Annotated in this window: 23 protein-coding genes and 1 pseudogene; 5 read left to right on the top strand and 19 right to left on the bottom strand. The window is 41.7% G+C overall.

Going from position 1 to position 25684, the window contains the following annotated elements; all coding sequences use genetic code 11:
* Positions 1 to 72 precede the first annotated feature (72 nt).
* Positions 73 to 807 (bottom strand): annotated as a pseudogene (locus C8268_RS10530) (nucleoside hydrolase); the annotation flags it as partial.
* A gap of 532 nt (positions 808 to 1339) precedes the next feature.
* On the opposite strand from C8268_RS10530, the gene C8268_RS10525 reads away from it, so the two are divergent.
* Both C8268_RS10525 and C8268_RS10520 read left to right on the top strand, forming a co-directional pair.
* On the top strand, positions 1340 to 2122 hold the full coding sequence (locus tag C8268_RS10525) for a polysaccharide deacetylase family protein (protein WP_234032970.1): 783 nt from the start codon (positions 1340 to 1342) through the stop codon (positions 2120 to 2122).
* Between the two features lie 555 nt (positions 2123 to 2677).
* Positions 2678 to 2887, top strand: a complete 210-nt coding sequence (locus tag C8268_RS10520; RefSeq protein WP_106767617.1) for a hypothetical protein — start codon at positions 2678 to 2680, stop codon at positions 2885 to 2887.
* 123 nt (positions 2888 to 3010) lie between these two features.
* Here the strand turns inward: C8268_RS10520 and C8268_RS10515 are convergent, their stop codons facing one another.
* From C8268_RS10515 to C8268_RS10495, 4 genes are all read right to left on the bottom strand, one after another.
* Positions 3011 to 3940 (bottom strand): DMT family transporter, encoded by a 930-nt coding sequence (locus C8268_RS10515; protein WP_106767616.1) that lies wholly within the window; start codon positions 3938 to 3940, stop codon positions 3011 to 3013.
* A gap of 34 nt (positions 3941 to 3974) precedes the next feature.
* Positions 3975 to 5387 carry an NAD(P)-binding domain-containing protein gene (locus C8268_RS10510; protein ID WP_106767615.1) on the bottom strand — a complete coding sequence of 471 codons (1413 nt, stop codon included), beginning with the start codon at positions 5385 to 5387 and terminating at the stop codon, positions 3975 to 3977.
* A 430-nt stretch (positions 5388 to 5817) separates the two neighbouring features.
* Positions 5818 to 6978: an outer membrane protein assembly factor BamB family protein gene (locus tag C8268_RS10505; protein WP_106767614.1), complete on the bottom strand. Its 1161-nt coding sequence runs from the start codon at positions 6976 to 6978 to the stop codon at positions 5818 to 5820.
* A 535-nt stretch (positions 6979 to 7513) separates the two neighbouring features.
* Positions 7514 to 8053, bottom strand: coding sequence for a histidine phosphatase family protein (locus C8268_RS10495; protein ID WP_106767612.1), 540 nt, complete (start codon positions 8051 to 8053; stop codon positions 7514 to 7516).
* Positions 8054 to 8851: 798 nt separating this feature from the next.
* Between C8268_RS10495 and C8268_RS10485 the strand changes: the two genes are divergently transcribed.
* Positions 8852 to 9442: a YjgB family protein gene (locus tag C8268_RS10485; RefSeq protein WP_106767610.1), complete on the top strand. Its 591-nt coding sequence runs from the start codon at positions 8852 to 8854 to the stop codon at positions 9440 to 9442.
* Between the two features lie 270 nt (positions 9443 to 9712).
* Here C8268_RS10485 and C8268_RS23530 read toward each other — a convergent pair whose 3' ends face one another.
* A complete protein-coding gene (locus C8268_RS23530; protein ID WP_420094276.1) occupies positions 9713 to 9994 on the bottom strand; it encodes a GNAT family N-acetyltransferase in 282 nt (93 codons plus the stop codon).
* 244 nt (positions 9995 to 10238) lie between these two features.
* Between C8268_RS23530 and C8268_RS10475 the strand changes: the two genes are divergently transcribed.
* Together C8268_RS10475 and C8268_RS10470 are read left to right on the top strand one after the other, a co-directional pair.
* The gene (locus tag C8268_RS10475; protein ID WP_106767608.1) at positions 10239 to 10418 is read left to right on the top strand and encodes a hypothetical protein; all 180 of its coding nucleotides are present in this window, start codon (positions 10239 to 10241) and stop codon (positions 10416 to 10418) included.
* Positions 10419 to 10726: 308 nt separating this feature from the next.
* Positions 10727 to 10975, top strand: a complete 249-nt coding sequence (locus tag C8268_RS10470; RefSeq protein ID WP_106767607.1) for a hypothetical protein — start codon at positions 10727 to 10729, stop codon at positions 10973 to 10975.
* Between the two features lie 62 nt (positions 10976 to 11037).
* Here C8268_RS10470 and C8268_RS10465 read toward each other — a convergent pair whose 3' ends face one another.
* The 13 genes from C8268_RS10465 to C8268_RS10405 form a co-directional block, all read right to left on the bottom strand.
* Entirely contained in the window at positions 11038 to 11625 is a 588-nt protein-coding gene (locus C8268_RS10465) for an AAA family ATPase (RefSeq protein ID WP_106767606.1), read from the bottom strand.
* A gap of 482 nt (positions 11626 to 12107) precedes the next feature.
* On the bottom strand, positions 12108 to 12785 hold the full coding sequence (locus tag C8268_RS10460; protein WP_106767605.1) for a bifunctional 2-keto-4-hydroxyglutarate aldolase/2-keto-3-deoxy-6-phosphogluconate aldolase: 678 nt from the start codon (positions 12783 to 12785) through the stop codon (positions 12108 to 12110).
* Between the two features lie 38 nt (positions 12786 to 12823).
* On the bottom strand, positions 12824 to 14566 hold the full coding sequence (ptsP, locus tag C8268_RS10455; protein WP_106767604.1) for a phosphoenolpyruvate--protein phosphotransferase: 1743 nt from the start codon (positions 14564 to 14566) through the stop codon (positions 12824 to 12826).
* On the bottom strand, positions 14566 to 14835 hold the full coding sequence (locus C8268_RS10450) for an HPr family phosphocarrier protein (protein WP_106767603.1): 270 nt from the start codon (positions 14833 to 14835) through the stop codon (positions 14566 to 14568). The genes ptsP and C8268_RS10450 overlap by 1 nt, the downstream gene beginning before the upstream one ends.
* A 61-nt stretch (positions 14836 to 14896) precedes the next feature.
* Positions 14897 to 15631, bottom strand: a complete 735-nt coding sequence (locus C8268_RS10445; protein ID WP_106767602.1) for an SIS domain-containing protein — start codon at positions 15629 to 15631, stop codon at positions 14897 to 14899.
* Positions 15632 to 15638: 7 nt separating this feature from the next.
* Entirely contained in the window at positions 15639 to 16385 is a 747-nt protein-coding gene (locus tag C8268_RS10440) for a creatininase family protein (RefSeq protein ID WP_106767601.1), read from the bottom strand.
* A gap of 13 nt (positions 16386 to 16398) precedes the next feature.
* Entirely contained in the window at positions 16399 to 17391 is a 993-nt protein-coding gene (locus C8268_RS10435; protein WP_106767600.1) for a phosphotriesterase family protein, read from the bottom strand.
* Between the two features lie 73 nt (positions 17392 to 17464).
* Positions 17465 to 18760 (bottom strand): PTS ascorbate transporter subunit IIC, encoded by a 1296-nt coding sequence (locus C8268_RS10430; RefSeq protein WP_106767599.1) that lies wholly within the window; start codon positions 18758 to 18760, stop codon positions 17465 to 17467.
* A 26-nt stretch (positions 18761 to 18786) separates the two neighbouring features.
* Complete coding sequence (locus C8268_RS10425; RefSeq protein ID WP_106767598.1) at positions 18787 to 19050, bottom strand: PTS sugar transporter subunit IIB; 264 nt, start codon at positions 19048 to 19050, stop codon at positions 18787 to 18789.
* 40 nt (positions 19051 to 19090) lie between these two features.
* A complete protein-coding gene (locus C8268_RS10420; protein ID WP_106767597.1) occupies positions 19091 to 19531 on the bottom strand; it encodes a PTS sugar transporter subunit IIA in 441 nt (146 codons plus the stop codon).
* Positions 19532 to 19565: 34 nt separating this feature from the next.
* Positions 19566 to 21659, bottom strand: a complete 2094-nt coding sequence (locus tag C8268_RS10415) for a BglG family transcription antiterminator (protein WP_106767596.1) — start codon at positions 21657 to 21659, stop codon at positions 19566 to 19568.
* Between the two features lie 559 nt (positions 21660 to 22218).
* Positions 22219 to 24738: a DUF4097 family beta strand repeat-containing protein gene (locus tag C8268_RS10410; protein WP_106767595.1), complete on the bottom strand. Its 2520-nt coding sequence runs from the start codon at positions 24736 to 24738 to the stop codon at positions 22219 to 22221.
* A 182-nt stretch (positions 24739 to 24920) separates the two neighbouring features.
* The gene (locus C8268_RS10405) at positions 24921 to 25619 is read right to left on the bottom strand and encodes a 2-phosphosulfolactate phosphatase (RefSeq protein ID WP_106767594.1); all 699 of its coding nucleotides are present in this window, start codon (positions 25617 to 25619) and stop codon (positions 24921 to 24923) included.
* Positions 25620 to 25684: the final 65 nt, after the last annotated feature.

Below are 25684 nucleotides of genomic sequence, written 5' to 3'. Positions count from 1 at the left end.
ATTGAATTCTAAAGGCCCCTGCATTGATAAAGTAGATGCCAAGATTTGATAGAAACGTTCCGCATCTACTTCTCAGGAAATTTCCACGTTTCCATTCTGTGATGCTCTAAACGAAGTACCTCCCATGAACGTCTTCTCATTGGTTTCAACTCGGACATAACCTTGTTCGAATTGACAAACATCGGGATGAAATATGCAAATTGCCGCCAACGGGTCATGCAGTGTCAACTTATTCGAACTTTCAAGCCACGCATCTCCAAAATCAAATACCGCTTTCATCAAATCGGAATCCGAACGAAGAAATTCTCTGGCTTTAACTGCTTCAATCGTTAACCTGTCCGTAATCTCAAGTGTAATAGCCCGGTGAATCGCAACATTGGAGGAAAAAACGATTTTGGATGCGAGCGGATCAGCCCATGAGTTCCAATTGTAGTAGGCTTCAGGCAATTGCTCTCGGCCATAATATCCATTCATCACATAGAGTCCTTTTAACAGGGACAGGGCATCGGGATATGTATTAAACAGGGTTGCAATATTGGTCATGGTTCCAATTCCGAGTAACACGATTTCATGTGGATTAGTTTTAATCATCTCATACATAAATGCAGGAGCATCCGATTGTTCATAGACGTCGTGTTCCCAGTTTGCCACTGCTGCCGCACCGTCCGGGGTCGGATATACAGGGACAGGCTGTAAAGTTGTATCCAATCCAGCTACAATCGGAATATCCCTCTTGACGGTTTTACAAATCGAATTTGCCACTGCCGCCCGCTTCTCCGATTCTCCACACACCGTTGTAATGCCAACTAAATTACACTGTAATCTATTGCATCAAAAACAATCTTTTTAAACACAAACATAGAACCCTAGAAGGGTTCTATGTTCCTCTCTAACTATTATCGGTTTAAATCGGTCTACAGTTGCCAGTCCGAGCGTTAAAATTCAAATAATGAACCAGAATCGAGCATGTTCTTGTTTTCCACTCTGGGACATCATCTTTATCTCCGAAAAAACACATTGAAAATGATAATAACCCAAAGCTAATTTTTTCAACAAACAGTAAAGCTCTCCGATGTCGAGTTGTGTGCACAGTTAAGTTAATTTCTATTCCATGGATCATCACACTGTGGGGATCATCCCCATCAAAAGGAATAGCCCCCCGTGGAATTGCTGAATATCTGGTATGTTGTGGACTTCTATTAAAAGCCGCCAATTTAGCGACTTTCAATGGGACCATGTTTTTGTTTCGACATTGTCTGGCTGTCCCTAGTTTATTTTTGTTCTGAAATACACAAGATAATGCACAAGATATATTTGGAGGTTGAGTAAATTGCACATTATGCACATTTTTCTTTTGTTAATTAGTATGTTAATAAGCGGATGGGAACAAGAAGCGAATCCTCTTCTCCAATCACAAATCGAGAAAAAACAATCAGCACCAGAAACTCAATTGATCTCACGACTCGACACAGAATCTATTCCGATCTTGATGTACCATTCGATTAGCATCAATCAATCTAATACGCTTTCTGTGCCCCCAAAGGTATTTTATAAACAAATGGAACATTTAAAGAATGCCGGATATAATACCATCACGTTCAAGGAATTAATGAGTTGGAAGACGAGCCAACGGCTCCCAGATAAACCGATTTTGATTACTTTTGATGATGGCTATTTAGATAATTATACAGTCGCTTATCCAATCTTAAAAAAGCTTCAAATGAAAGCAACAATATTCGCTACCAGCGATTTTATTGGTTCACCGAATCACTTGAATTGGAATCAAGCCCAGGAAATGGAACAATCTGGTCTCATTGAAATTGGTGTGCATACCCGGCATCATGTAGATTTGACAAAAAGCAACCAGTTACAACTTGAGGACGAAATTTTGGGAGCTAAACAAAGGTTGGAGAAGGGATTAGGGCATCCCATAATTGCTTTTGCTTATCCTTCCGGTGAATTCAATCAGAATGTAATACAGGTCGTTAAGCGTGCTGGATTTGAATTTGCCGTAACGACAAAACCTGGTTACGCTGAGAAAAAGCAGGGATATTTAACTCTCCATCGCATTCGAATACCTGGAGATCAGTCAATGGCTACTTTTATTCGAAAGTTCCCTTGATATTGGATTCTAATTATCCATTGTTTCCTACTGGTTTCAGTATTGCTTAATGTTGCCGATGTTTATCCTTACCTTCCCCTTACCCAAAAAATATCAATTTCCCCCAAAACTGTCCCCATTTTCAATAAAATTGTAATAACAATCGCAAAATGCAACTTCTTTTAGACATAATGCGTTCATATTGTTAAGAAGTCAAAAACAAAAAATCAAAAAAATCTTAATACGCACAGGCATTAAAAAACGAAATAATCCTATCGCAAAAAAAGGTAATTCCTTCAACTCATGTACTCCAAGAATAGAGCGTTGAAGGTTAATTAGCAACAGTTGACTTCTATTGTTCAGATAACATCCAAACTACTGAAGGGTGAGCGAACATAACAACTTCAGCGAAACCTCCTTATATTTTTCAGGCAGGAGGCAAGAAAGCTTCGATAGCGTTCCATTCTTCATCCTTTAATCGTATCGTCGTCTCATATCTGTAACCCGTCAGAACACATTTATGCCGCCTAATTTAGATCATTAAATGTTATTTGCAAAAGAAGGTGAAAAATAGCTATGTTTAAAAAAGATAGGAACGTAACAGGTATTGTATTGGCCCTAATTTATTGTGTTGTCCTTTTTGAGATTTTAATTGATGCCCCCCCTGGTGAAGCTCCAAATAATCCGCCTTGGGCATACGCAATGATTCCACTTGGAGCTGTTGTAATTACCTCTCTCTTTGATTATGTGATCAAGTTCGATTTCTTCAAAAAAAAGAAAAAGTGAGGGGAGTGTTATAAATGACAAAATTAAAATAGCTAACACACCTTGTCAAATGATAATGATAGAAGTTGATGATATAAAACAAAAAAGCCGCGTAGCAGCGGCTTTTAAGCATATATGTTCTTGTCATCCCACATCTTCCGTATTACATTTTGCCTCCGATCTATTGAATAATGAAGCATTCACCTTTTTTCCGCGATAATTCACGAAATAAATACTTAGACCTACTAATAACAGTCCTACGACAAGGCGGTAAGTTAGCGGTTCATCTAAAAATACCGTACCGATGAATACGGAAATGATCGGTACAAGAAACGTGAATGTGCCGACTTTGCTCGCCTCTCCCGCATTAATAAGTTTATAGTAAATGATATATGCAAGTGGAATGCCAAAAGTGGAGCCGTATCCGAGTCCCAAAAGGTATTTGCTATTCCATTCAATAGCTGACCAGTTTTCAACAATTGTTCCCATACCCATTAGAATAACTCCACCAATAATAAACTGCAAAGACACCATCCAGAAAGCATCTACTTCGCTGCTCACCTTCTTCACATAAACCACACCAAGGGCCCAGCTCAATGCCATAAGCAACCCTAAGACAACACCAATGACCGATACATGAACGGTTAATCCGTCCACACTGACAACTACAATTCCAAGGAATCCGGTAATCAAACCTATGATTTTCAAGGGCGACATGTGCTCTCCAAGCCAAATCCAAGCAAACAATCCAAGTAGAACGGGCTGAAAATAGACAAGCACGGAAAACAATCCTCCTGGCAAATATATGAGTCCTATTGTCTGTAACCCAAAAAAGAGAATCGTATTAAATAGTGCTGAAATACAATATTTCGCCCAATTCTGACGCCATTTGATCCTGTTCCTCATTTTATATATGAGAGCAGCAAGTATAAGGCCTCCTATCAATGCACGCATACCTGCAAATAATAACGGGGGCGTATAAGGCACAGCCATTTTATAGATCGGCCAACTTCCACCCCAAATAAAGACTAATAGTAGTAGAGCAGACGTCGATTTTGTAAAGACCTTCCCCAATTGTCTATCTTCCCTTCAATAGTTGAATAGTAAACTAAGCCTTTGTCCATTCTCCAACAAATTCAGCTTCTTTATAAGAATAGTAATTTTTCAGAATCTCCTCACGATGATCAGAGAACAGCTGGTCTGCTACAGATGAAACGAGTCTAGGTATCCCATATCTCATTCCCGGAAGCGAAGAGGCTGAGATACCACAGCTAACTATAGCTGAATAGTTAAAAGCAAAAAGCCCGTATAGAAGCTTTGATTCCTTTTTGTCCCGGCATGTGAAAGTAAAGCCAGGGCCGAGGTAAGGATACGCATCAAGCTTATGGTTGGCAATCTCAGCAGGTGCATGATAATAGTCGTCCCAACGTGCAATATGGGGTTCGAAAAGCTTTAGCTCTGGACGTAAAGAATGATCAGTCACAAGACCAGTGGAAATGATGAGAAAGTCAAAAGTGAAATTACCTTGTGGAGTAGTGACAATAGCCTTCTCAGCTTCATGCTGTACGTCAAGCCATGGTGCACCTAAGTGGAGTGTAAAACCGGGATGTGAGGCTGCACGTTCAAATGTGTCATTTGTAGGAGGTTGATGTTTAAAGTAATGGTCTATCACGGAATATTTATCAGCATCAGATAGAACATGAAAACGTTCAATTAGACCTAACACCCTCATTTGTCGAAGTGGGTTAATACGTGGCATCTCTGTGCGGCGAACAAACACATCAGCCGAACCGACGCCTTCAGATAATGCAAAGTTGGCATTGTCAAAAGCTGAGGCCCCACCGCCTAAAATGGCCACCTTCTTGCCTTTTAGGGCCTTAAAGTCAATGTCTTCTGAGGTGTGTGCATAGAGGTGACGAGGTAATGTTTCGGAAATCATAGATGGTACGTGCCATTCCCCTCCGCCTTGAATACCAGTAGCTAAGATAACCTTGCGGGCCAGCAATGTATCAGAAGATGCTCCCGCTCCTTCAATATGCAGTCGATAAATATCTTCTCCTGCAGGCTCAATAAGCTTCACCTTTACCTCATTAACAACAGGTAAATTAAGAACCTTTCGATACCAACGTAAATAATTCATCCAATCGTTCCGTGGAATCTTATCGATGTCCTCCCAACTTTGTGCCCCAAATTGTGCTTCCCACCAAGAGCGAAAAGTCAGAGAAGGCACTCCAAGATCAATGGATATCAAATGTTTAGCCGTACGTAATGTCATCATACGAGCGTATGTTACCCATGGCCCTTCATAACCTTCAACATTTTCATCGATGATAAGGATATTAGATATTCTTTCACGCAAAAGCCCAAAGCCCACACCTAAGCCACACTGGCCGCCTCCTACAATCACTGCATCGTAGACATGCCCCTCAGGATGGTGGGCCTGGCATACCCAGTCCTCTTCGCCAAATGTAAGATAAGAAAGATCCCTCTTTACTTGTTCATTTAAAGCTTCTAAACTCATCATTTTTCATTCCTTTCGATATATGAATGTGGCTTTTTCTTGCACCGTTTTATGAGCAGCATTGATCGATTACAACATTTCATTAAGACTTTCTGAAATTATCGACATTGCCTCACCTCCTTATTTTTACAATTAATATACAATACCCCCCTATAGTATGTAAAGGGTTATCATAAAAAAAGTTTTGAAAATGCTGCTACAGCTCCTTGTGGTATCGCGCTTAGTTCAGCCCAAACCAAGCTCACTATTGACTATGGAGCAGGTAATGCTCGCGCTTCTCTGGGGCGACGCGTACATGCCGCATCGCTTGCCTCAGCATAAGGCTCTTGATTAGACATTCATCAACTCGGCAATAGGACCATATTCCCATAAAACAAAAAAGCCGCTAATTTAGCGGCTTTGAATAGGGCTATGTTCTGTCCTTCGACATTTATATATTATTTAAATTGTACTTGCTGATGCTTTTTCCGTAACTGTCGATAATATATAACTCGGTTTTGTTATGGAGAAACTCATAGTCACTGTTATTATCATATTCATCTTTAGTGAATGACTCAATTACGTTCAAATTCTTTGAATCCATTATTATTATTTCGTGTTTTTTTCCCTTATTAATCGTAAACATGAAGCTCTGCTGATCCTTCGCTATATACATCAATCCCCAAAAACGATTATAGCTGGTACCTATAGGTTTGTAAGATTTGCTGGCAATCAGCTTGCCATCTGAAGCATACAGCTTCAAGGTATTGTTTTTACCATCGATAAACAGAAAGCGATCCTGAAGTGTGTGCACTTCTGTCCTACCGTTTACATATGGAAGTTTTTTTGTCCATTTTAACTTCCCTGAAGGTTGATAAGCTTTGAGCGTTAACGTATTCTTAACAACGTTTTGAGCAATCAATGTGCCATCCTTCAGTACATTTACAGGGATGAATGAATTCCCGTCTGTTATTGTTCTGATTTTTTTACCTGTGGCGAGGCTCATTATGTATGTATTCGGGTCATCATTATAGGTTTTGGCAAACACATAATCCCCTTCTATATCGACGATCGAATACGGCACCGTGTATTTTTTCGTTCTATGGCCAGTGGAGTCATAATAGTATAGGGTGGATTTATTATCCTTGGAATGTGAGACGACATACAGGCTGCCATTTTCCCCCGGATATATATCATCATAATAATAAACTTCCTCTACAAAAGGTAGAGTACTCGTCCATAACTTCTTGCCTGTGGCAAGATGCATAGCGCTGATCTGGTTGTTTTTTTCTACCATAAATATGTAGCCATCCTCTGAGGGAAAGAAGCTAGAATCTTGCGGGATGGACCATCTGATTTGACCCGTTGTGGGATCCATGTTTTCAAGATAGACTTTGTTGGCAGCGGTTTTCAGACCAATCATGCTCTGATTCCCTTGGGAATCCACCACTATTCCCCAAGTCGGGCTAGAAGGATGGATCCATTTTCCATTGGATACATCAACCACCCACTCGGGCTGTGGAAGCTCTTTGGCGTGCACTGGAGTGCCAAAGGCAAACAACAGAATGAAGAGACTGGCTATAAGCATACTTTTAGCAAATTTCCATTTCAAAGATGAACAACTCCTTCATGTTAGGTCTAATATACTATAACACATCATGATAATTTGGACCTATTAAATATCATGATGGTACTGTTCATGTTCATCTCGTTCCAGTGGAGAGCGTAACAGCCAGCAACAGCACGCTCGTATCTGAGTAGCCCAGAACCCATTTGGGCTGAATATAGTCCTATTCGATTCGATCCACAATTTCGATCAACAGCTCTTCACCCCATGGCGGGAAGACCAGACCAACCTCCTCGTTCTTCAGTAGGGAGTTGAGTTCCGCAGCTTATGGTGGCCGGTGCCGACTTTACTTTCTTTTGAGTCCATATTGTCTCCCCGCAAACCACCGGGTAGCCCTTCTCTATCAAACGGCCGATCGCCTGCTTTACCATTTCGTGTAAAGGCTCCTTTACGCCCGATGAAGGTGCAGTGACGCCAATAGTCGTCCCTTCATGCAAAAAAGGATAGCGAATCATTTGCAGTTTTCTCCTCGTAACATGTAGGCAGTCTAATATTTCAATTTACTGGTGGTAGTCCTGGTTTATACCCATGAATGTTCTATTAACCCACCGTCTTGATTCACTTTCAATAAATATATATCTGGGTTCTTTATGTTTTTCCAATCCTCAAATCCGAAGTCGCTCTGATAGTTCTTGATGATCAAGGAGAGTAGTGCCCCGTGAGTAACCAATATAAAATTAGACTCCGGTCTTTCTTGTAATTCATTAATTAACCCGATAACCCTGTGAGTTGCTTCATTTGATGATTCCCCGCCTGCTAATTTTAAATCTAGGTTTTCGTATGTTTCTTCTAACTTCTGCATCCAATCATCAAGATTTACCGTACTTAAAATTCTTTCTTTTAAACGTTTGTCTATTAAGATCTCTTTATGAGTTCTAACTGAATAAGGCTTTATGGTTTCCAAGGCCCGTAAGAACGGACTAGAGTAAATAACGTCGATGTTTTTATCAATGAAGTACTCTGCAATATGTTCAGCATCTTCTTGGCCTTCCTGTGTTAAGGGGGCTTTGGGCTCCTGGCCTGTAGCTTTACAGTGTCTGACAAGATAAATATGCTTCATCAGATATCATCCTTCACGTGGTTTATTGTCAATTGGGCATAAGGCTCCTGTATTTAGTAACTCGACCCGTAAAGAATAGTACAAGGAACTCAAGAAAAGGTAACCTCTGATTTGAAGCCCATCTTTCAGCTAAAACAGCCATCATCGCCACTTCACACAAGCTGCTACACATCATCTTTAGGATTTGGCGATCGCGGATTTTTTTCACGCTGATTTTTAATTGAATATAGGAAATATTTTACCAAAAAAAACATATGACTACATCAGTATATGCACGTGGTAATTTTGAAACGGAGTCGTTAATAATATAATAACCAATTGATCAATGTCCTGAATTTAATTCTATAGTTCCCGTGTAAAATAGACTAACGGCTTTTGTTTTGTTTCTTTTAAGCCTATTATTCGCATTAGTATGGTCAGAAGGTTCTACCCAACTAAAACCATCACCTTCGTATCTTGGAAATGCATGCATGTCCAAGACTTTGAGAAATGACTTTTGAAGTCCTCATGCTGGCGCTTGATCACGCGCGCTTCAATATGAGTGAAATCGATAGCGATCGTGTCGTCCGTGATGATGGCCAGCAATTCGAACGGTTTCTGGATATAGATAATCATCAAATCGGTAATCGGAACATGTTAATGTCATACCCCCGAGCCCTTTTTATATCAAAAAATTCATATCCTTTTATGTTTTCGTGCCCCTTGCTCTCTAGCCTGGTTCTATTAATGTAATGAACGCATGCAATGTTTAGGAAAAACCATATGTGGTAAATACATGCCACAAGGAGAGGATCAATTATGACAATAAAAATGGCAAAAACACTCTTGCTGGCGACCTCCATGGCCGCCGTCATCGGATCGGGCTCCATCGGAGCGGAGCAAGCGATCCTGCCTAGCCACCAGGCGGAAGCCGCGTCTGTAAGCAGAAGTGAACATGCGGCTCCAACCCCCTTACAAACGCTGAACAGCTTTTATAAGCCAGCCCTGAAAGGCCAATTTCCGGGCGCAGTGAGCGGGCTCACGGTTGGTAAAAGTACCAAGCAGGATGTCATCCAAAAGATCGGTGAGCCTACGAAGCCGGGTAAACATGCAAGCTCGTTCGATGTTTACGGTGCGAATATGGGCAGTCCCGGTTATGCTTTCTTATATAAGTCAAACAAAATCCAAGAAATGCGCTACTTCGGCACCAACGTGGAGCGTCAAACCAATATCGGAGGCATTACGATAGAAATGGTCAAGCAGAACTGGTACGCTCCCAGCTCCGTGAGCAAGATCAAAAATGGTAAAAAAACACAAACCAAGCTAACCTATAACCGCGGTGATTACAAAATCGAGTTTATCTTTAACAGCAGCACGGATTTGGATCATATCAACCTGTTGAAAAAATAATAAACGGTTTTCCTGCATGGCGTAATAGCCTCAGGGTCATAATCCGGATGCTTACGAAAACCAAGCAATGTCAAGACACACAGCCGAAATGGGTCTGCTTTATTAGCCGCTAACAAAAAAGCAGAGGGCAACTCCTTTTAAGAGTGCCCTCTGCCTTTTGTGCTATTTGCCTGAGATGCTACCAATCGTATTGGCAGTGTTTACTTTGGTTTTTGTCCATCACTTAAAATGTACAATAAAAAAGATAGGAAAAGTGTATGGCGATCATCATCAAAGCCTCTTGCTAAATAAAAAACATTCCAATTCAACTTCCTTGCTTCTGATATTTAATTTTACTGTTTTCCGTTCGACCATTTCAAAACCACGATGTAAATAAAACTGATAAGTCGAACCACTATCCGTATAAAGATAGATCAGTTTCCCTTCCTCTTTCCTTTCTAACTCATGTAACAACAGTGTTCCAATTCCCTTTCCTTTAATGTTTGGATCAACTGCGAAAAAGTTAATCTCACCATCCGTTTTCTGTCTTTTCTTTTCACCAGCAACTTCAATAATTCATTACGCACACTCGTTTCTTCCTTTTCTACAGTGTAGAGACTGAATGTTCGTATTTCAAGTAAATAGAAAAGAGCGCCCCGCCTGCAATGGATAGGTCTTTAACCCCAAAGACGTTCCAAATAATCATCTTGAGCCGAACATCCAGGTTCAAGGAGGTATTGAACAAAATAAAAAGTTCTGTTATTATTTACTAGTGTCCCGATGTAATTCTATCTATATTTGGCAAGGAGTGATTAAGTTGAAAAAAATAGGTAGATTCACAACTGCTTTATTAATAGCAGGCGTTTTTATTATTGGATCTAATAACGCTGCAGAAGCTTCCGGTTGGAAAGATGGAGAAACTGGATTCCAGGCGGGCTGTGCGTTATCAGAGTGGCTTGGTTGGTTTAAATGCCATCCCTCACAGGTGCCTTGGTAACTAATGCAACATGTTGAACAACATGTGCATATGCAAAAAAAGCGACCTACCCACAATATAATCTGTGGACGGGTCGCTTTTGTTTTGATCTATTAATTTACCGCAAGGGTATACTTTTTCAATTCCTAATCATAATCAAACCGTAGTTGTACATAATTCCGATACTTTTCCATCCAAATAAACACACATTACACTTACGGGGACCTCCAGCCTTATTTTTCTTCATATTATTAATTTCATATTGAAGAATTTCTCTTTAATTATAATAATATGAGAATAGAACTTGTGAAGACAGGGTGATGTTAAAAATGAGTTTCGAATACTATATAGCAGCAGATCGTCCGATTCCCGAGATCAAACTTAGTGGACAAGAGGTTTTAACTGTAGGTGATATGATTCGTATGAATGTTCCGGATGGCCCGATTCCTTGGAGAGAAATGGATGAAAATGCAAAAGTTCTTTATGGTGATCCAGCAACCTCTAATCGTTTTCACATAGAAAGTGCTTCATATATAACAATTATAATGTTGGGATATTTTTTTGTCAGTTTCTATTGAAAAATATGGCATGTTTCATTACTGATGTGTTTAAATGCTAGGTTTGGGGAAGCGAAAATTCCTCATTTCTTCGATTCCCGCAAACCGGTTGTACTATTACAGCGGATGCTCGACCGGATGTATTCGGCTCGGTCTTCGATGCTGCAACGCGGAAGCTCGACTAATTCGTATCCAAGCTCGGTGTAAACGGCCGCCATCGTGTCAAAGGTTCGGCAAGCTGTCTTTAGATCCTGTTTTCGTTCGGTATCCTGACGATAAATCTCCGGCCAGGGCGGGGCGATAAAAACACGTTTATTGTAGCGAAATAATTCGCCAGCGCGCTGGATATGAGCCGGAACATCCAACCCCTCCAGTCGAAGGTACCCAATGACATCAGGCACAGCTCGATCAAACAGCACGGGGCCGGTATTTCCTTGCTTCAGTTCTTGTCGGTATGAACGCATTTCCCAAGATAGCATGAGCTCTGCGAAGAGTATTCTGTCTTTCCAAGGTAGAGCAGCACCGCCAATCATCGTCTGCTCCTGGATGATACTTCGTCCCGCTTCGATCGACCGCATGAAACCTTGTCGTTCGAGATAATCGAGGAGCGTACTCTTCCCTGAGCCAGGACCACCTGTAATGACAAAAAAATGTTGTCCTTCTAACTGCATAAAAACCTCCTTAGATAGAGCTTTGACAGGCGAGTTCGGCCCGTCCGTGGTTTCGTTAAACGGGAATAAATAGAGTAGGTGCGCTCAACTTTCAAGCATAGCGAGGGAATAGGCATCGGATGTGGTGACAGATGAGGATTGCAGCGGCGTAGTTGTAGGCACATGCAATCTATAAGAGGTGAACTACGGAGTGATTAAATTCTATGGAGCATTATATCATACAGTCGAAAAACATGCTTCAAGCGTTCAGCAGGTAATGGCTCCCCGGGCGGCAGCGGATCGATCATGCGCATATGCTTCTTGCCCCGGCATCGGCTCTTGATTAGACATTCATTTGTAACGATAAAACAAAAAAGCCGCTAAAATAGCGACTTTCAGGGGGGCCTCATGTTCTTGTCCCTCGACAAGGGGGATGTTTTGCCTCCTTCAAACAATACAATTTCTATTTATTTCCAGAAATTACAAACCAACGAAGAGGGCATTTAATATCCCTTCTGTGTGCCAATCGCTTGATGATACGCTTCCACATAACGTTTGGCCTGTTCCCGCACACGTGACATATCTCCGGATGCGACAGCCTCCATCGTCAAATCCGAACCGATGCTTACTGCAAAGGCACCTGCTCGAATCCAGTCACCGAGATTTTGTACATTTACACCACCCGACGGCAAAATATTGGCTTGGGGAAGCGGCCCTTTAATCGTCTTAATGATAGATGGATCGTATAGATTGCCAGGGAACAATTTGACGATATCGGCACCAAGCTCCAAAGCTTGCTGTATCTCTGTAATGGTCATTACACCAGGGAGAATAGGCACACGATACAGATTGCACATTTTTACAGTCTCTGTGTTCAAAGAAGGTGCTACGATGTACTGGGAACCCGCTAAAATACAAGCCCGAGCAGTCGGAGCATCCAGTACTGTGCCTGATCCAATAACTGCAAATGGCATCTTCGATTGCGGATCACTCGAATAGCGGGCTGTTAAATGCTTAATGGCTTGAAGCGCATTGGGTACGGTCATCGTAATCTCGATGATTTTAATGCCTCCGGCAATAGCTTCCTCGGCCATCTTGACCACCTCATCAGATGAATCCGCACGTAATACCGCAACAAGCCCCTGTTCTTTTATTTGCTGTATTAATTGAATTTTCTTCATTGGTGATCACTCCACAAGTTCATTCTAGTCTTGGTCCTTTATTCATTCGGTTGTAATTCTTTCATGTATCGAACCAATTCCCGTCTTACTTCTTCCGTCGTGTCCAACAGGAGCAAGCGATCCGTTAATTTACGGCAATCACGGCTATCTAGATTCGATATCACTTGTTTTATCTTCACGATAGAACTTGAATTCATACTCCATTCGTCAAGTCCAAGCCCAATTAACAGCGGAGCAGCAAGTGGGTCCCCAGCCATCCCTCCGCACATCCCCACCCATTTTCCATGGCTGTGTGCCGCTTTAATTACCCGCTGGATTAATTGCAGCACCGCAGGATGAAAGTAATCGTATAAGTATGCTACCTTTTCATTCATTCGATCTACGGCTAGTGTATATTGGACAAGATCATTTGTACCGATGCTGAAGAAATCGACCTCTTTGACGAATGCGTTGGCCAAAAGTGCAGCGGAAGGAATCTCAACCATTATTCCCATTTCTATCGAGTTCGACACCGGAAATCCTTCCTGTATCAGTTGGGTGCGCGTTTTCTCACATGTAGCCTTTGCATCTCGCCATTCTTCCAAGCTAGATATCATCGGGAACATTATTTTGATATTGCCATAATGGCTTGCGCGTAATATAGCTCGCAACTGGGTTACCAGGAGCTCCTTGCGATCAAGACCGATCCGGATAGCACGATAACCAAGGAATGGATTCGCTTCTTTTGGTAAAGGCAGGTAAGGAAGTTCTTTGTCTCCACCAATATCCAAGGTACGTATGATGACGGGGCGACCATTCATGCTTTCAGCGACCTCACGATAGGCGATGAATTGTTCTTCCTCATTCGGTGCATGACTCGTATTCATGTACAGAAACTCTGTACGATACAAGCCAACCCCCTCTGCATTCCGATCTACTGCCGCAGCTGCTTCCTGAACCGTTCCAATATTTGCAGCCATTTCAACGCGAATCCCATCCTTCGTTTCAGCTGGCCGTGATCGGAATTTCTCAAGCAACTCTAGCTCCAGCTGCTCACTTTGCTGACGGAGTTGGTAGGTTTCGATCGTCTTCGGATCAGGCATACGAATACAGATGCCCTGGCTGCCATCTATGATTAATAGCTCGCCGTCAGCAATCTCACGAACAGCGTCACCAACTCCGACAACAGCCGAGATGCCAAGTGAACGGGACATAATCGAAGTGTGTGAAGTCTTCCCTCCCACACGAGTAAGCAGCCCCAGTACATATTGTTTGTTGAGCTGGACCGTATCGGATGGAGCAAGGTCATCAGCGACGATGATTACTTCTTCTCGAATATCCGATAAGCTGATCCGTTCTTCTCCCTGCAAGTGTGAGAGCAAACGCTTGCCAAGATCTCGAATATCAGCGGCTCTTTCTCGCATATATTCATTACTCAGTTTCTCGAATTTTCCGGCGATAAGCTCCGTGACCACACGAACTGCATGATCCGCGCTATGTCTTTCTTCTCGTATCCGCTTCTCGATCTGCGGGTAGTAAGCGGGATCCTCCAACATCTTTGCTTGTCCGCTGAGGATGCCCGCTTGTTTCTCACCAAGCGACAGCTTTGCTTGTTCAGTCAGATTCATTAACTCCGTAGCACTCAATTCCTTCGCATTCCCTAGACGGGCTAGTTCAGCCTCAACTTCCTCTTCATTTATATGCTCGCGGGTAGTAAGCGCCGGATTGTTGTTTATAACGAATGCTTTCGCAATGCGAATGCCTGGTGAAACCCCGATGCCTTGAATATGTTGTTCTGCCATCATACTTCACCGAACAGGCTTTCGATCATCTGCGTCAAGCTAACTATCGCTTCTTGCTCATCCGGACCGTCCGCTTCGATTGTAATCTGATCTCCCTTAGCAAGCCCTAAAGTCATTAGCCCCAGCATACTTTTCGCATCTGCTTCATCACCGTTTGCATTCTTTACTTTAATCGTCGCTGCGAAGCCAGTTGCTTTGTCGGTGAAAAGCTGGGCAGGACGAACATGGAAACCTTGTTCATTCAATATGGTCAATCGTTTAGTCACCATTGTAACTTCCTCCTATCCGTAGATCATAAGTTCATTCAAGACGGCGATTCACATCAGCCGCTTAGGCAAGAAGCGGTATTCTTCCCTGGTAACGTTTAATTAGTGCCTCGTTGTGCTCGTCAGCGCCGTCGATATTTCCGCTTAAAAATACAGGAGGTTCAGAACCTTGTTCGATCATCATCGAAATGGCTTGAGCAAAAAGAGCATTCATAATAGCTGCGCCGATAACCGTCGACGTGGGTGTAAAGGGAACAGGCAAGTCAGGATGAGAGAGAACCGCGTCTCCTTTTACCGAATAATTGTTAATGACCACATCGACGGAATTGTATAAATGCTTGCCGCTGACATGCCTAGACGGCTGGCTTTGCGAATATTCTAACGAAGTGACGCCAATCGTAAATGCACCTTTTTGTTTGGCAATGAGTGCGACATCAACGGGAACCGGATTTCGACCAGAAGTGGAGAGCACAATCATGATTTCACCAGGTCGAATATCCTGATCGTTCATAAATGATTCTGCCAGTCCATTCTGACGCTCTAACTCCGACGAACGGACCGCACCTTCATGGAGCATTAAGGGCTCGACGAATATAGGGCGGATCGGAACGAGGCCCCCAGCCCGGTAGAACACTTCCTCCGTCAGAATATGGGAGTGACCGCAGCCGAATAGATGAATGATTCCACCGTTCATTATTGTTTCTGCTACTTTCTCAGCAGCCTTCGTTATCGCTTCCGATTCCCTTTCCTCGATGTGATCTAGCCTGTGACGGATATGCTGAAAATAAGAATGAAGCATCTGGGGTTCACTGCTCCTTTCCGGTTGTTAGCCGCGTCTTTGCTGCTTGTATCATGGTCGTCATCGTTTGAAGCGTGGCTTCAATAATGTGTTCGCCCTTCTCCTTGGTCGCTAATGTTGCATCTCCTAGCACCGCCGTCGAGGTGAACTCTTCCCATGGGGTCGGAGTGCAATCTGCTTCGATGCTGATCGTCGGAATATCGTTTACCGCACGTGACATATCTACATATTCTTCAGCCAAATAGAGCATATAGGATGTTTCGAGCTCGCAAGCGTGAAAGTAGGAAGCATGGGAAGAAGGGGTTTCCCTTACTTTTTGAATGGCTTCCTTCGATCCAGGATAAAAGAAATAATAAACCTTCAATTCCGGAACATCCCTGTAAAGAAGTCGAGCTGCTTCCTTTAATGCAACCGCATTGCCAAGATGACCATTAAGCATGACATAGATTGGGAAGCCCTGACGAAAGAGGCTCTCGCCAATGTCGTACAGCATTTGGATTAAAGCTTCATTAGAGACGTTTATGCTCCCGGGGAAATGTTGCAGGCTCCACACTTGTCCAAAGGGAAGCGTTGGCAGAACAAAGCTGTTGGTTCGTTCCGCCAGCTTGTGGGCAATCCGCTCAGCCAGCAAATTGTCGGTTCCCAAGGGGAGATGAGGGCCATGCGCTTCAACTGCGCCAATAGGCAGAATCGCACATAATGCCTGCTCAATTTTAGCAGCGACGTCGCATGCATTTTCGTCTTGAAATTTCATCTTCCGTACTCCTTTACTTTTTGAAGGCGAAGCAGTTCGCCGGGTTCGTCACAAAAAACTTTTCCACGAGCTTCTGTCCGTCAAATCCTTCCTTGTCCGCCTCATCTACAAATCGGGGAACCCACTTCGCAATAATATACTCAAGCCCAAGACCGTAATCGTAATGCTTATAGTACGTTTTGCGAGCTGTATCTCCGCTTATTAATATTTGATCCTCATAACCTTTGCGAACAAGGTCGAGAATCAAAGCAATTCTTGTGCTCTCAGGTGCGTATTTGATTTTGGCGATTCCGTCAAATGATAAGAAGGCGCCTGTCTTGGCGATCTGCTCGTGATAGTAAGGATCCGGATTTCGGTCCATGTGGCCAAGGCTCAAAAAGCTTAGGTCAATGTTCTCGCTTTTGAGCAGTTCAATTTGTTCGATCGCCATTGTACCGGCTTCCGTATGAGAATGAATCGGCGCCTTCGTTTCATGGTGAGCACGGGCAACCGCACGCAGCGTTTTTTCCTCTAGCGGTGAAATTCGATTGTAGCCCGTACCGAATTTCACCTGTCCGGCCTTGTAGGGAGTTCCTTCAAGGCCTTCTTCAACTTCACGAATCACAAAATCCGTTAGTTCATTGATGCTCTTTGCCTCGATCCATTCATAGTAAGTTTTATAATCACCGATGATCGGCTTCAACTCCTCTTTTACGGCTGCGTCCCATAAGAAGCTTTTGTTGAAACCCGCTGTGCCAATGATGCGAATCCCCGTTTCCTGCATAATTTGATGTACGGCTGGCACATCGCGGCCATAATCGATCGCTGTTGCGTCCACGATGGCTTGCCCGCCGTGGTGTTTGAAATCGAGCACATCGAGCTTCGATTTCTCTGGATCGTCGAGGAGAAGATCATCCGCACCGCGTTCAGCCCAGTAGGCAGGTCGGCACACGATATGCTCGTGAGAATAAGTAAATCCAAGTTGCTCTGTTGAAATATCTGCATCAAGTGTTCGGATGAAGCTCATCGAAATGTCCTCCTAAATCGTTTATTGCTGATTCCAGTTGTTCGGACCGTATTCGTGCTTCTCACAGCATCACTTAGAACAGCAATTGCGAGAGAAAACGGATAATTGGGCCGAGAATGAACATGTCGGAGTCTGCCGCCCACATCGCTGTATCCGGTATGGTTGATGCGATCAAGAAACGGACCATAATAAACTGTCCCCAAGCAACGACCGTTGCGGTAATAAATCCGCCCATCAACGCTCCTCGCACACCGCCCGTGGCATTTCCGAACACACCCGCCGTTGCTCCGTGAAAGAACAGCACAATCATCGTCGGTACGAAAATGTAAGCAACCGTGCTGCCTAGAACAATCAGCCAAATCAATGCGCCTGCAAAGGCCCCGATGAATCCCAAGATTACGGCATTCGGAGCATAAGGATACACAACAGGAGAGTCAAGCGCAGGCTTTGCCCCGGGAACGATTTTGGTAGCGATACCGTTAAAGGCTGGTACTAACTCCCCGATGAACATTCGTACCCCCATCAATACGATGGCAATTCCCCCTGCGAATGTTAAGGACTGGATGATGGAGTAAATTATAAAGTTCTGATCTCCTGCCTTGGCAATTAACTCCTCAGCACCAGGCGTTCCCTTCATCACAATCACGATAGCGCCGACTAGAAACAGCAATCCCATACTAAGTGCCGTGATCACGTTGGAATCGCGGAGAAACTCAAGCCCTTTTGGAACTTTAATTTTTTCGGAATCGTTATTTTTGTTACCGAGCCATTTACCACACAACGCACCGAGAAGAGCGACCGAGGCGGAAGTATGCCCCAACGCAATGTTGTCATTCCCAGTAACTTTACGCATGAATGGCTGTGTCACGGCTGGTTGGAAGGTCCAGTACAGACCAAGAATGACAGACAGGAAGAGAACGAGCTTCCAGATCGGAACATTTCCTGCTGTATGAACGACAATACCCGCAAATACGGTAGCGGTCCAAAACATCATGTGTCCGGTTAAATAGATGTATTTGAATTTCGTAAACCGGGCCAACAATACGTTGATCAGGAAACCGACCAACATGGCTAGAGTCACTGCACTGCCATATTTTGCATTAAACGACTCTTGACCCATAAATTGTCCTAGAGATTGGCCGCTTAGTCCAAATACTTCCTTCCACATCGGTTCGAACACATTCAGCGCATTTACGATCACTCCAGAACCTGCTCCAATAATCAGGAAACCAATTGTCGCTTTAAACGTCCCGCTGATAACCTGACTAGTGGATTTCTTTTGCAGTAAAAGTCCAGCCAGAACGATAAATCCGAGCAGAATGGCAGGTGTGCCAAAAATATTGGTAGCGATCCAGAAAATAACGTCCATTGGGAATCTCCTCCTCAGAAATGGGTTTACAATGCAGCGCTCAGACTTTCTTTAATTTCATTCAAGTCAAAATAATTGTTCACGATTATAATTTTGGCTGAATGCCCTTGCAGACTTTGAGCCAGTTCATTGCTCGTAATAATGAAATCGGTCGGTGTAGCTGAAGCGGTTGAAACGTCTGTATGCTCCACATCAGCTTGCACTCCCATTTCTTTTAATACGTTTTCTACGTTCATTCTCAAGATCAAGCTTGTTCCTTGTCCTAATCCACACACACATAAGATTTTCATGGGGATTACCTCCTCTAATAAGTGTTTGTAAACTTTGTAATTACACCGTTTTGCCGAGCAATGCCTCAATATCTTCACCTGTGCTTGCTGCCCTGATCGCCTCGATGTTTGCCGGATCATTTAGCAGTGACGTTAGCTTGCGAAGTAATTTGATGTGATCTGAGCTTGATGAGGATCCAAGTGCAAATACGAGTTCGACTGGATCATTCGCAGGGTGACCAAATCGGACCGGTCGTTTTAGCCGTACTAGCGATACCGATGCCTCGCTTACCCCATTTTCAGCCTTCGCATGAGGCAACGCGATATGGGGAGCCAGAACGAAATAGGGCCCCTTCTCTCGATATGAGGCAAGCATCGCATCAATGTAGCTGCTGTCTGCTGCACCACTGTCAACAAGTAACTGACCGGCTGCACGAATGGCTTCCTCCGCATCATTCGCTTCGTAATCTAGCGATATTAGGTCTTTACTCAAAAAAAGCATGTTAATTTCCTCCTTGTTTTGCTATGATGTCCTGTTAAGGCTGAGAATATTTGTGAATCCTTCGAACGATTTCGGACTTGTCTACAGTAAAAGTCAGCTCGGCTCGGTTTTTTTCCTCCAGGAGCATCGCTGTTAATTGAGATAACGCTTTCAAGTGGGTTTCACCATCAGCGCTTGCCATAACGAGTAACAAGTGAACCTGATGTTTTGGATCTTTGCCAAATGCGATTCCTTGCTGAATCGACAGCAATGCCATCGCCGTGCGAATGGCTCCATCTTCTGGTCTTGCGTGTGCTATGGCCACTCCGGGAGCAATGACGATATAAGGTCCGTGCTCGACAACTTTGTCGATCATCGCCTGAATATAGCGATCAGAGATACTTCCGTCCTCTAATAGCTGTTGCGATGCTATTCGGATAGCAGCCTTCCAATCGGACACTTCTTCTAGCATGGTGATGCGGGATGAAGGAAGCAAATCCTCAAGTGTTGGGCTGAGTTCTTTCGGTGCTTGACTGCGGGTAGCTATCAAGTAGCGCTTAAGCTCCTCATGTAGTGCCGATTCATTTGAGATAGCTGCATGTTTCTTCACAAGCTCGACAATTGCTTGCGCTGAAGGACAAAATGCTGCGATGCTTTCACCGTTTAGATATGGACTAAGTTGATTAAGCAAATGTGCCTTCTCTGCGTCGTTTAATATGGCATTCACCGTAAAGACAGGAACTCTACTGTCTGATAGCGGCACTGTCGAAAAGATAAAATCAACTCGACCATTATACTTTTCATATTCACGCAACGAGAGAATCACAGTAAAATCAATAACCGGGAACAATTGCTCCAACTGGATTTTCAACATCCGAGAAGCGGAGACTCCATTTACGCAAACGATGGCGGCTGTTTTACGCTTCATAGGCTCGACCTGCTCTCTTCTTAGCCATCCTCCGAAGTGCATCGACAAGTAAGCGATTTCGTTTTTATCAATCGGTTTGTTTAACAATTCCTCCAAGGGACGCGCCGATTTTTGGGTCAGTTCAAATACTTCTCGATATTTATCCAAGAAGGTGTCGACTAAAGGATTTTCAATCGCAAGTCCATATTTAATTCGGTAATACGCCGATTTCACATGAAGAAACAACTGCTTTTCCAGAGCTTGACGATCTTGAAAAAATACGCAACCAAGTCGTTCGAATGTATCGATCATCTGACTCGTCGCTTGATGGAGCTTTTTCGTTTCTAAATCATTTGACTCTGCATCCAGTTTGTTGACCTTCGCAGCTAGTATGTGAACGGTGATATAACAAACCTCATCCTCTGGAAATGTTTTTTTGTATAATTTTCCAAGCTCGTGTGAAATGTGCTCGGCCGCTTTGAATTGAGGCGTTTCTTTTAAAGCGGTTTTCTCCTCTTGGTCCATTACGATCGTTTTTCCTTGAATAATACGGTTGGAATAAAGCATCAATCGTGCGGCAAGATGAACAACGGTTTCGTCCGTCAGTTCCATGCCAATCGCTTTTTCCCCATCAGTGATAATGTCGTAAATAGAAGAAAGTTTATCGATTTGAAAGGCTGGGAACTGGGCTTTGTAAAGATTAACGTTAATCAAACCCTGAATCTGAGAGACAAATTCTTTCCAACTGATACCAGCAAGCAATTCAGATAAAAAATGAGAAAGAGCCATCCTTTGGTCCTTCTCAGTTCCTTGCACCATGTACCCTTGTTTGCGATAAAATGTGACCTTCAATCCGAATAATTTGAGTTCCTGTTGAAGATGTTTTAATTCTGAATGTGCAGTTCCACGACTTACTTGAAGTAAAGTCTCCATATCCCGCAAGAACATCGGTTTCGTCCTATTGATCAGATGAAGGCCTAACCATGCTTTCCTCTCATTCCGTGATAGGTAGTATTGGGAAAGCTGGACGCCTTTCGCTTTTATCGGGAGCTCGGAACGTGACTCCTTGGGAAGAAGAAAGCCGGTTCCACGAACGTAATCGACAGGTGCTAAATGATTGGCGAGAAGCCAGTCGTTAATTTTTTTCATATCATAATAGACGGTGCGCTTTGAGACATGAAAGGTGTCCATCAACTCTTGGACCTGAACGTAATCTTCCGTTTTCTGCAAATAAGCGAGCATCGAAGTACTTCGTTCATCCAGTATAGTTCGTCACCCCTTGCCCTAGGATTTTGCCTCCTCGCAGTCATTATACTTAACGGGACAGATAAAGAGACAGCTCAATTATTCCCCCATATATTTTGCAAAATTATAAGGATCGTTATTCATTGAAAGACATGAAAGAAACTTTTTGTTTGATCGTGAGCTAATTGGATATGGTATCAATAACTAAGCCTGAACTCTCTTCGGAGAACTTTCGCGCTCACCCGTATAGATCCGAACAAGCTGAATTATAAGAAAACACAACAATCGGCTACTCCCCAATGATTAGGTGAGAGCCGATTGTTGTATGCTGAAAATTATATATTCAAACTGCTTGAAATGCAGTTGCCCATAAGCTCCATCTTGATCTAGTAATGCCTAGGTGAGTTCCCTGTTCCGCAATATCGTCCTCCGTCCTATCTGGTGTAGCTTTAATCAGCATTTTCAAGTTTCAATGCTGTCCATGAATGTTCCACGCTAATAAAAGATTAGGTCATCCCAAAAGTAAGTATACTTTAGAAGGGATGACCCAAAAAAATTATATGTGAAGCCCTGAATTTTTTATAATATAAATAATATTAGATCGTTCTATAGAGTCAATATCAATAGGAGGTAGTAAAATACTATCACCTAGAAGGGTTAACGAAGGTGTTTTTGCGTTAGCTGAATTGGCAGCCTTTACAATAAGTGCGCTTCCCCCGACATAAGCTCCATCCACGATTTCATCCATTAACTGGCTGTCTGTAAGAATAACTTTATCAGAAGTTACATTTCCTGTTGATTCAATGTTTATATTTCCACGTGATACAGAAATAGATTCACTTACATCTAAAATTTCATCCATTAATTCACCTTTTGTTATTAGAACCTCGCTTCGTTGAGACCCCTTTTTGTTGAAATTTCCTGTATCATTTATATAAACATTAATAATACTTCCTATACCATTAGCTGCATCTATGATCTCATCAACTAATTCACCACCAGTAATTTCAAGTTTATTTCCAGAAACTTTAGCAGATGAGGTCATGGTAAGTTCCATGACTGTTTTGGTAAAATCATCTTCAATATCTATAGTTTCATCAATAAGTTCACCTTCGGTAATTTTTAATTCTTCACCATCTATATTACTCGTATTGTTCAGATTTATTTTTATTTTAGAATCATTAGAAATTTCACTATCCATTACCTCGTCAATTAATTCACCTTCTTCAATAAACAACTGTTTTCCATAGAAATTTGAAGAATCATTAAAATTGATTTGAATATTTGTAGTGTAAAATCCCTCACCATCTAAGGTTTCATCAATTAACTCACCTTCATAAACAGATAATATGGGACTAGTAACATTTGAAGTCCTTAATAAATCAACATTTATAGTTGAATTATAAATATTTTCCATATCGAGTATTTCATCAATAATTTCACCCTCTTCTACTTCTACCTTAATCAGTGCATCAACGTTTCCAGTATCAAGAAATTTCACTTCAATTTCGCTAGATTCAATGTCTTCAGAGTCAATTAATTCATCGATTAATTCACCATCAATAATGGTAACTGATTCAGATAATACGTTAGAAGATTTATCAATATTCAGATTTATTTTACTATTTGAGATGACTCTACCATCTATAATTTCATTAATTAATTGCCCTTTATATACTCTAAGTATTCCCATATTTGTGCCTGATTTTGATTTGATGTTAGCGCTATTTGTAATACTAACATTAATCTCTTCAGCGTTAATGGTTGTGGAATCTGAATCAGAAGGTATGTTTATAACGCTTTCAATCAAACTTCCACCACCAATATGTAATGTGGAGTCATGATTAGCTAAAGTAACATTTGCTGAATTATTGATATTTACGTTTACAGTACTTTTAGAAGCAATAGTCCCAATGATTAAATCTTTAATTAAAGCTGGCTCTATCGAATAAGTATCTTCAAGAATATTATTACTTTCATCGTAGTTTTTTTCTCCTACAATAAGAGTATTTAAAAGTTCTACATTGGCGCTATTATCAATATTTATAGTAACTGAGGCGCCTTCCCCTATATTTCTGATTAAACTAGGGATAAGTGAACTTGAGTCTGTATCAAAATGGAAATTATCAATTGTTGAATTTTTATAGTCCGAAATAGAAAGTACTATGTTTGAATATGGTTCTATATCAATTGGTGATGATGAAGTAAATGGAGTTTTTTCACCACCATCTATTTGTATATAAATACCCTCATACATATTACTCATTGAACTAGGTCTAAGGGTGAAGGAGGAGGAAGGGATAGGTAGTTCTTTATCATAGGTTATGTTTCCAGTTCCAGTTTCTTTAAGAATTAAGTTCCCAACTCTTTCTACATTTATATCACCGGACCCATCATCAATAAAGACTTTTTGTGTAACATCTTTAACGTTTATATAACCAGCATCATCTGTAATATCAACATCACCATTCACTCTGCTGACAAGAACATCGCCGGATCTGTCTACTATTTTTATGGAACTATTAATATTTGTTAAGTCAATATTACCAGAGCCATCCTCTATTTCTAATACTTGATCCGAGCTTGGAGCATCCAAAAGGTTCATATTATTGACTGTTATATCCCCTGATTTGTCTTTTATTGATAAATTACCTGTATTTTCAATATAAATGTCTTTTTCATTATCAGTAATCGATATTTCTCCAGAAAGATCATATAGTTCGAGGCTGCTTTCTTCATCAATGATTTCGATATTTAAGTTAGGCGGCAAAGTAATTAATAAATCTATTAATTCATTTTTTCCAACCTTTGGATTTATTGATAAATATGCTATATCCATATCTTGAGTTAAGCTAAAGTCCATGTTATCAAGATTATTTATCGTTGTTAAGTTAGCATCTATAGATGTGGCATTAGGAGTACCTCGAATCGTAAGTTTGTTGATTGAAGAATGAATAACTAATTTTGTTATATTGTTTTGTGATATAGGCAATTGTTTGGCATTGGCAAGAGCTGGAGTTATAAAGGTAGAAGTAAAAAATAAGATAATAAGAAGTGAAGATAATAATCTTTTCATAAAAACCCCTCCTGGTAACATTTAGTAGATTTTTTTAATATAATTATATAATGAAATGTAAGGGGAAATGTTATAAAATTGTTAATTTTGTGAAAAACATTTCTTGACGATTACTATAAAACAAAAAGCCGCTATTATAGCGACTTTCATTGGGACAATGTTCTTGTCACCTGACAAAAATCTTATAGTAATTGGCCTACCGGGAGCTTTTTAATTACCGGACTATTATAATTCACTTTCATTACAAAATCGGATGGTATTTCTTTTGTGCAATACTTAATATCCTCCTGTAAAAATTCCGATTTCTCATCATCGTAAAATTTTTTGGCGGCTTCAGACTTTTGAATCCGTTCAATGGTCTCATCCACCGATAAACGCTCAGAGTTTTGGAGAATCCCCGATATATATTGTGCGCATGCCAGATCATCATCTCCTGACGGATGCGAAGCAATTAAATTAATAATTAAATCGTCATCCTTTAACAATTCCCTCTTAATATACTCTGCTGTAGTTCTTGCGTTTGTGAATCCTGTAACAAAAACGTGATCGGCTTTTAATGAGTTTAAAGTTGCTGTAACTCCATTCGTTGTCTTCTGGATCAGATATTTCCCTCGAAGATCTAATTGGTGTAAACGTACAGGTGAATTATCCAATGCAAACCCCGGAATCGGAAGACCTTGTATTTCTCCTGCTAAAATAAATTCAGGATAGATTTTTTTTAAACTAAAGGCCTCCTCCAGGGAGCCTGCCAGAAATATACCCTGGACCCCATTAATAAAAGCGTAGTGCGCGACAGTAAAGGCCCGTATTACATCTATAACAACATTTATATGTGAAGCTTCCAGTGTATGGTGATGTCCTTGAATAATCTGTATCGTCATTCATTATCCCCCTTCATCCATCAATATGGAGCATTTTAGAATACAGTATATTTGCCCAGACTAAA

Source organism: Paenibacillus faecalis, assembly GCF_900289175.1.
Lineage (GTDB): Bacteria > Bacillota > Bacilli > Paenibacillales > Paenibacillaceae > Paenibacillus_AQ > Paenibacillus_AQ faecalis.
Note: the sequence above shows the minus strand (reverse complement) of the source record. Positions and strands in the feature narration are given on the sequence as shown.

Excerpts from the sequence above, each read along its gene's own strand:
- C8268_RS10525 (WP_234032970.1), top strand. The coding sequence starts at position 1,340 with ATGCACATTTTTCTTTTGTTAATTAGTATGTTAATAAGCGGATGGGAA.
- C8268_RS10520 (WP_106767617.1), top strand. The coding sequence starts at position 2,678 with ATGTTTAAAAAAGATAGGAACGTAACAGGTATTGTATTGGCCCTAATT.
- C8268_RS10510 (WP_106767615.1), bottom strand. The coding sequence starts at position 5,387 with ATGAGTTTAGAAGCTTTAAATGAACAAGTAAAGAGGGATCTTTCTTAT.
- C8268_RS10495 (WP_106767612.1), bottom strand. The coding sequence starts at position 8,053 with ATGAAGCATATTTATCTTGTCAGACACTGTAAAGCTACAGGCCAGGAG.
- C8268_RS10485 (WP_106767610.1), top strand. The coding sequence starts at position 8,852 with ATGACAATAAAAATGGCAAAAACACTCTTGCTGGCGACCTCCATGGCC.
- C8268_RS10470 (WP_106767607.1), top strand. The coding sequence starts at position 10,727 with ATGAGTTTCGAATACTATATAGCAGCAGATCGTCCGATTCCCGAGATC.
- C8268_RS10465 (WP_106767606.1), bottom strand. The coding sequence starts at position 11,625 with ATGCAGTTAGAAGGACAACATTTTTTTGTCATTACAGGTGGTCCTGGC.
- C8268_RS10460 (WP_106767605.1), bottom strand. The coding sequence starts at position 12,785 with ATGAAGAAAATTCAATTAATACAGCAAATAAAAGAACAGGGGCTTGTT.
- ptsP (WP_106767604.1), bottom strand. The coding sequence starts at position 14,566 with ATGGCAGAACAACATATTCAAGGCATCGGGGTTTCACCAGGCATTCGC.
- C8268_RS10450 (WP_106767603.1), bottom strand. The coding sequence starts at position 14,835 with ATGGTGACTAAACGATTGACCATATTGAATGAACAAGGTTTCCATGTT.
- C8268_RS10445 (WP_106767602.1), bottom strand. The coding sequence starts at position 15,631 with ATGCTTCATTCTTATTTTCAGCATATCCGTCACAGGCTAGATCACATC.
- C8268_RS10440 (WP_106767601.1), bottom strand. The coding sequence starts at position 16,385 with ATGAAATTTCAAGACGAAAATGCATGCGACGTCGCTGCTAAAATTGAG.
- C8268_RS10435 (WP_106767600.1), bottom strand. The coding sequence starts at position 17,391 with ATGAGCTTCATCCGAACACTTGATGCAGATATTTCAACAGAGCAACTT.
- C8268_RS10430 (WP_106767599.1), bottom strand. The coding sequence starts at position 18,760 with ATGGACGTTATTTTCTGGATCGCTACCAATATTTTTGGCACACCTGCC.
- C8268_RS10425 (WP_106767598.1), bottom strand. The coding sequence starts at position 19,050 with ATGAAAATCTTATGTGTGTGTGGATTAGGACAAGGAACAAGCTTGATC.
- C8268_RS10420 (WP_106767597.1), bottom strand. The coding sequence starts at position 19,531 with ATGCTTTTTTTGAGTAAAGACCTAATATCGCTAGATTACGAAGCGAAT.
- C8268_RS10415 (WP_106767596.1), bottom strand. The coding sequence starts at position 21,659 with ATGCTCGCTTATTTGCAGAAAACGGAAGATTACGTTCAGGTCCAAGAG.
- C8268_RS10410 (WP_106767595.1), bottom strand. The coding sequence starts at position 24,738 with ATGAAAAGATTATTATCTTCACTTCTTATTATCTTATTTTTTACTTCT.
- C8268_RS10405 (WP_106767594.1), bottom strand. The coding sequence starts at position 25,619 with ATGACGATACAGATTATTCAAGGACATCACCATACACTGGAAGCTTCA.